Genomic DNA, 6,135 nt, shown 5'->3' on the forward strand with positions numbered 1-6,135 from the left:
ATAGTAGATGTTCAGGATTTGTATTTCCACCATCCCAGTTTCACCCAGTATAGATGAAAATATTTAATTATCATGATTTCTAAAAAAAGTAGTGTAGAGAGAACATAAGTATGACAACTTTCGCATGCCCTTTCATAAAATAACCTCAATTATTAGTTAATACTATTTTCATTTTTAAATTATATATAAATAGCTATTTAATTAATTTAAAAAAACATCAATATTGTCCTCAATTCTAAAATTTGTATACTTACAAAAAGGAAATCAGTGAAAAATTGTATAGTTACCATTTTTCCAAAATTATGTGATAAAATAATTTAGTCTAGAAGTAATTATATTTTTAAAATTTTATTTACAAATAGTAACTACAAGAATAATTGAATATTTACCCAACTCTAAAGCTTCTCAAAAATTTCTATGGACATTACTTCAGGTTATTTTAAACCACTTACTAAAAAATCAATCAGATTTTGATGAATAATACCATCTTGTGATAAATCAAATTTATCTGTTGAAATCACGTATTTTGGATAATTATCCTTAACTTTTAATAATGGTCGAAATTCCCGATTAAATGTTTCTTCAGAAGCCAAAGAATAAGTTACCTGAATGTAAACTTTTTGTTTATGCTTTTTAGCTATAAAGTCTATTTCAAAATCGCCTATTTTTCCAATTGTCACATCATAACCTTTTCTTAAAAGTTCAACGTATACAATGTTTTCAATTGTTCTTGAGATGTTTTTTAAATTTCTGCCATTGAACACCTGGTTGAATCCATGGTCAGTAACATAATACTTTTCATGAATCTTTAAAATCTCTTTTCCTTCGATATCTTCTCTTTGAACTTTTTTTAATAAAAGAGAATTAGTAAAATAATTAATATAATTGTAAATTGTTTTTGGAGCAATATTAACATTTTCTTCCTCTTTTAAATAATCAGAGATGCTTTTAGCCGAAAATGTTTTACCTATATTATCCATTAAAAAAATGATTAAACGTTCCAATATATTTACATCCCTTATTTGATATCTTGATATTAAATCATTGTATAATATTGAATTGAACAAATCATGCAAATATTTGAGTTTATCTTCATTATTTAAACTGAATAGCTGTGGAAATCCACCATATTCCACATATTCATTGAATAATTCATCAGATGAGGATTGCTGTTTGTAATCAAGGAATTCCTTGTATGAAAACGGATACATTTTTATTTCAAAATATCTGCCAGTCAAGTGAGTTGCCAGTTCCCCCGACAATAATTTTGAATTTGAACCGGTTATGTAAATATCACAGTCCCAGTCTACTCTGCAAGCATTAATTGATTTTTCCCACCCATCAACATTCTGTATTTCATCAAAAAATAAATAGACTTTACCTTCAATATTTTCTACTAGGCTTTTTATTAATAAATCAAGTTCACGGGCATTGCCAACATTTCGATATTTTGCTGATTCAAAATTAATTAAAATTATATTATTTTCATCAATTCCACGATTAATTAACTCTTTCTTAATTAATCCCAACATATAGGACTTACCGCATCTTCTAATTCCAGTTATTACTTTAATTAATTCATTATCAATTAACGGAACAATTTGATTTAAATACAAATCCCTTTTTACCATGATATTATTTATTGAATAATTTAATATATAAGTTTAACTTTTATGAAAATTAAAAAAGTTTTAGTTATATATTAAATTTTTGGAATTAGAGAAATTATTCCATTTCAATTTTAGGCAATTCGTTTAACAGATTTTTTTGAATACACAATTAAAAATTTGGTCTTATTGAATGTTTCAAAGGCAATGTTTTCATCAAAAATGCTCCAGTTTATTTGTAAAAATTCTGAATTTAATTCTTTAGTCTTGCAGAAAAATTTAAACAATTTCTTATCAAACAGGTCTTCATCAACATAATTTATTTTAAGCATATATATCAAACCCTCAAGAGTTTTGCATTCTATGTTTTTTAATACAAATAATGCTTTGATAACAGAGTACATCGCCAAAAAACATGAATTGATTATAAATGGATAATCTTCCATATTAAAATAGAGCTCGCAGATCTCCATGTGTCTTACAGATTTACTAATCCATGCACCAATTATCATATTATCGCCTATAAAAATAGCTAGTAATAAATAGCTATTTAATTTAAAATTAGATTCACATACATAAATTCTTTAAGTTTTTAGAACTTCTTGAATGGATTGCAATTTCAGAGAATCTAATTTTTATCAAAAAAAGTTATTGGCATTAGAATTTGGGAAAATGAGGTGATGGTTATATGAATTTTAGTGTTTAATCGTTTGCATGTACATCAAATGCTGAAAGCAGCATTTCACCCACACCTTCGGCATCAGGGTCATGGCTTCCCTTGCCAGTATCAAGTGCCCTGATTTTATCCATTTCAACATCGGTCAGCTTAAAGTCGAATATGTCCATGTTGGATTTTATGCGTTCGTCCTTTGTGGATTTTGGAAATACGATTATTCCTTCCTGGTTTTCAAATCTTAAAATGACCTGCCCTGCATTTTTACCGTATTTATCTGCAATATCAACAATTACTGGATTGGTTAAAAGGTCATGGCTTCCCTGACCTAGAGGACCCCAAGATTCCAGTTTAACATCATCCTTGGCCATTATTTCACGGATTTCCTTTTGCTGGAAGTATGGGTTGAACTCCACCTGATTTACTGAAGGCACAGTATCAAATTCCGGAACGAACCTGTTCCATAGTTTCGGAGTCATGTTGCTCACACCTATTGATTTGATTTTGCCTTCTTCTTTAGCTTCCTCCAATACTCTCCATGCCTCATCGACTGCACCGTAAGGCTGATGCAAGAGATACAAATCCATATAATCAGTCTGAAGCTTTTTTAAAGAGATATCAATTGCCTTTTTGGCATCTTCATATTTGTAATCCTGAAGCCACATTTTTGAAGTTATCCAAATATCTTCACGATCGATTTCACTGTCCCGAACAGCACAGCCCACTTCCTCTTCGTTGAAGTATGCTGCAGCTGTGTCGATATGTCTTACTCCGAATTCCAGTGCTTTTGAAACCGCATTGTATGTGCTTCCATCAGCAGGAATCAGAAATGTTCCAAAACCTATTGAAGGTATCTCATTACCGTCATTTAATTTGAAAAATTTCATATTATCATCTCCTTATTCAACGTGAAGAGAATATCTTCCGCTGTTTATTGCAGCTATAACTCCTCCGTCAATGAGCAAATCGATTCCTGTTATGAATGATGCTTGGTCGCTTAGTAGAAACTCTGCTGCCCTTGCAATTTCCTCAGGAGTTCCGACCCTTCTTGCAGGAGATGAGTTTATCATTTCCTGATATCCTTCACCGGCAGCCTCAAACTCATCATAGGCCAGTGGAGTTACAATGATTCCAGGACTGATTGTGTTGATTCTTGCCCTTTTATCTCCCCAGGTTGTTGCGGCTGCTGTTCTCACCCTCAAATGATTTGCCCTTTTGGCGACAATGTATGCAACACCTGAATTGACCATTGCATCATTTTTGATAAAGTCAATGTCTTTAAGTTCACTTGTAGGTGCCATAGCTATTTCATTTTCAACTTCCGGAGGAATATTCATCATGTATCCTGTCTGGCTTGATATGATAAGACCTGAGCCCCCTTCTGCGATGTAGTCTGCAAACACATCTATGGTTTCGGATGTTGCAACCAAATCAAGGTTTATTATATGTTCTGGGCTTGCCTGATTAGGTGATGCACCGGCAGTGTTTATAAAATACTTAAGGGTTCCGAGCTCTGAAGCTTTCTTTGCAAATGCTTCAACAGAACTTTTATCCATTGCATCTACAATCTGTGTTTCTACAATGTATCCTTCATATCTTAACTCTTTAGCCCTAATTTCAAGATTATCTTCACTGATGTCTCCCAAAAAGATAAGTTTGCCTGCACCTATCCTTTTGACTATTGCTGTTCCCATGCTTCCAGCACCTAAAAGTGCAATCACTTCCTTGTTTGTGTTTAAATCAAATTCCATAATTTAATCCTCCTTGTTTATGATTTTAAATAGAATGTTTTTTAGTATAATAATTTCATCATCCGTTAAATCAGATGTTACTTCATTTTCCCAGTCACCGATGACTTTGATAAGTTCATCTGTCTTTTCAATTCCTTTTTCTGTTAATTTGACTATTTTTTTTCGTCTGTTTTTTGGGTCCTCCTCTCTTTTGATGTATTCGTTGCCTTCGAATTTTTTAAGCAGTTTTGCAATGTATGCTCCGCTTACATTGAATACATCTACCAGATCATGCTGGGTCGTTATGTCATCAAACCTTATTCTTAAAAGAACTGACAGTTCCTTGATGGTCATGTCATTGTCCTTTAGGACGCTGTTGAAAAATGATCCGTAATTTGAAATGATTTCTTCAACATAATGGTAAAAGAATATCTTTTGCGGATTGTCACTGTAAATCATAATCATCTAAAAATTAGTTTTATATAACATACTATAAATACTTAACCATAGTTAACAATTAACTATAAATAACAATTAATCATAATTATTATTAAAGGAATTTGATAACATGAAAGTACTATTAGTGAATGGAAGCCCAAACAGAGAAGGATGTACATATGTTGCATTAAATCAAATCAGAGAAACATTAAAAAATGAAGGTATCTATGCAGACATATACAGGATAGGTCATAAGGACATCAGAGGATGCATAGACTGCAGAAAATGCAGTGAACTTGGAAAATGCTTATATGATGATGAAGTCAACAGTTTTGTTGAAATGGCCGAAGAATATGACGGATACATATTCGGCGGACCAGTGTATTACGGAACTGTCAATCCCACACTGACAAACTTCATGACAAGAGTTTTCTTCTCATCATTTTTCGGAGGAAAAAGAATATTCCGATTGAAGCCTGCAGCTGCTGTTGCAAGTGCGAGAAGGGCAGGGACAATGACAGCCATTGACACCATAAACAGATTCTTCACATGGGCGGAAATGCCGATAATAAGCTCAACATACTGGAACGTGATATACGGAACAAAGGCAGAAGAAGCACTGCAGGACCGTGAGGGATTATTGACAATGCACAACCTTGCAAGAAACATGGCATGGTTTTTAAAGATAAAGCAGCTAAGCATTGAAGAAGGAGTTCCACTTCCCGAATAATCAGATTGAAACAAACAAATAGATTATAAAAGCAGCGATAGAATTAATGAAAATAGAAAAAATTACTAAAAAGAATAAATATTATTGCTTTTTATAATCTCAGAAAGTTTGACATTATGATTTATATACCTCACATCAGGATTTGCCTCATCATTTAAACTTAATGTATGGGTTTTACAATGGTGCACACATCCTAAACAAAAATCACAAGTATCACCAAAATTAGGCTTACTATCAACCAATTCAATATTTCCCCTTGGACAGACTTTAGTGCATATCCCGCAACTGCTGCATCCTTCATCAACAACGATATGGTATTTCGAAGTCATTGTAGATTCCAATATCTTCTCAATGAATGGAATATTTGTAAAGTGCTTTTTTGAATAGTTGAACTCTTTTTTTGATAAAATATCATTTTTAATTATTTCTATTTGCTTATCTATATCTGAATCGTTTTTGATTTCCATTTCATGAGCCATATCAAATACAGGCAGAAAATTATCAACCATAAGGACAGAATTGGTATAGTTTACGTCAATTCCTCTTTTACTGAAAGTTTTTTTCATGATTTTCAATGCATTGTAATCACCATCACTTCCATAGGAACATATGAGGAATATGTAATCTGCATGGATATTGACTTTTTCAACAAATTCCCTTAATGTTTTAGGAGATGTTGCAAAAAACACAGGAAAGACAATCCCTACTGAATCATCGTTAATTTCAAATATCTTATCTTTCATCAATTGTGGAATGCTTAACAGTTCTCCTCCCAATTGCTTGGATATATACAGATTGTTTCCGGTAGAAGTGTAGTACAATATTTTCATTTTTAATCAAAAAAGAATTTAAAGAAAGCATTTATTCGGGATAAATACTTTCCGGTTGGTTATCTAAATCTATAATATATTTGTTTTCAAGGTTTTCAGGACCTAATGGAGTGTGTGTTGACAGATA

At 32.2% G+C, this 6,135-nt stretch carries 7 protein-coding genes; 1 reads left to right on the top strand and 6 read right to left on the bottom strand.

Annotation, left to right across the window (positions count from 1 at the left end; all coding sequences use genetic code 11):
• Positions 1-434: 434 nt before the first annotated feature.
• From IJI93_RS04745 to IJI93_RS04765, 5 genes are all read right to left on the bottom strand, one after another.
• Positions 435-1,631 carry an ATP-binding protein gene (locus tag IJI93_RS04745; protein WP_292815635.1) on the bottom strand — a complete coding sequence of 399 codons (1,197 nt, stop codon included), beginning with the start codon at positions 1,629-1,631 and terminating at the stop codon, positions 435-437.
• Positions 1,632-1,741: 110 nt separating this feature from the next.
• Positions 1,742-2,119, bottom strand: a complete 378-nt coding sequence (locus tag IJI93_RS04750) for a HEPN domain-containing protein (RefSeq protein ID WP_292815638.1) — start codon at positions 2,117-2,119, stop codon at positions 1,742-1,744.
• Positions 2,120-2,309: 190 nt separating this feature from the next.
• Positions 2,310-3,167 (bottom strand): aldo/keto reductase, encoded by an 858-nt coding sequence (locus IJI93_RS04755; RefSeq protein ID WP_292815641.1) that lies wholly within the window; start codon positions 3,165-3,167, stop codon positions 2,310-2,312.
• Positions 3,168-3,179: 12 nt separating this feature from the next.
• Positions 3,180-4,031 (bottom strand): SDR family oxidoreductase, encoded by an 852-nt coding sequence (locus IJI93_RS04760; protein WP_292815645.1) that lies wholly within the window; start codon positions 4,029-4,031, stop codon positions 3,180-3,182.
• 3 nt (positions 4,032-4,034) lie between these two features.
• Positions 4,035-4,475, bottom strand: coding sequence for a MarR family winged helix-turn-helix transcriptional regulator (locus IJI93_RS04765; RefSeq protein WP_292815648.1), 441 nt, complete (start codon positions 4,473-4,475; stop codon positions 4,035-4,037).
• Positions 4,476-4,578: 103 nt separating this feature from the next.
• On the opposite strand from IJI93_RS04765, the gene IJI93_RS04770 reads away from it, so the two are divergent.
• Entirely contained in the window at positions 4,579-5,178 is a 600-nt protein-coding gene (locus IJI93_RS04770; protein WP_292815651.1) for a flavodoxin family protein, read from the top strand.
• Between the two features lie 65 nt (positions 5,179-5,243).
• Here IJI93_RS04770 and IJI93_RS04775 read toward each other — a convergent pair whose 3' ends face one another.
• The gene (locus IJI93_RS04775) at positions 5,244-6,008 is read right to left on the bottom strand and encodes an EFR1 family ferrodoxin (protein WP_292815653.1); all 765 of its coding nucleotides are present in this window, start codon (positions 6,006-6,008) and stop codon (positions 5,244-5,246) included.
• Positions 6,009-6,135: the final 127 nt, after the last annotated feature.

The sequence above is a fragment of the Methanobrevibacter sp. genome (assembly GCF_017431965.1).
Classification (GTDB): domain Archaea; phylum Methanobacteriota; class Methanobacteria; order Methanobacteriales; family Methanobacteriaceae; genus Methanocatella.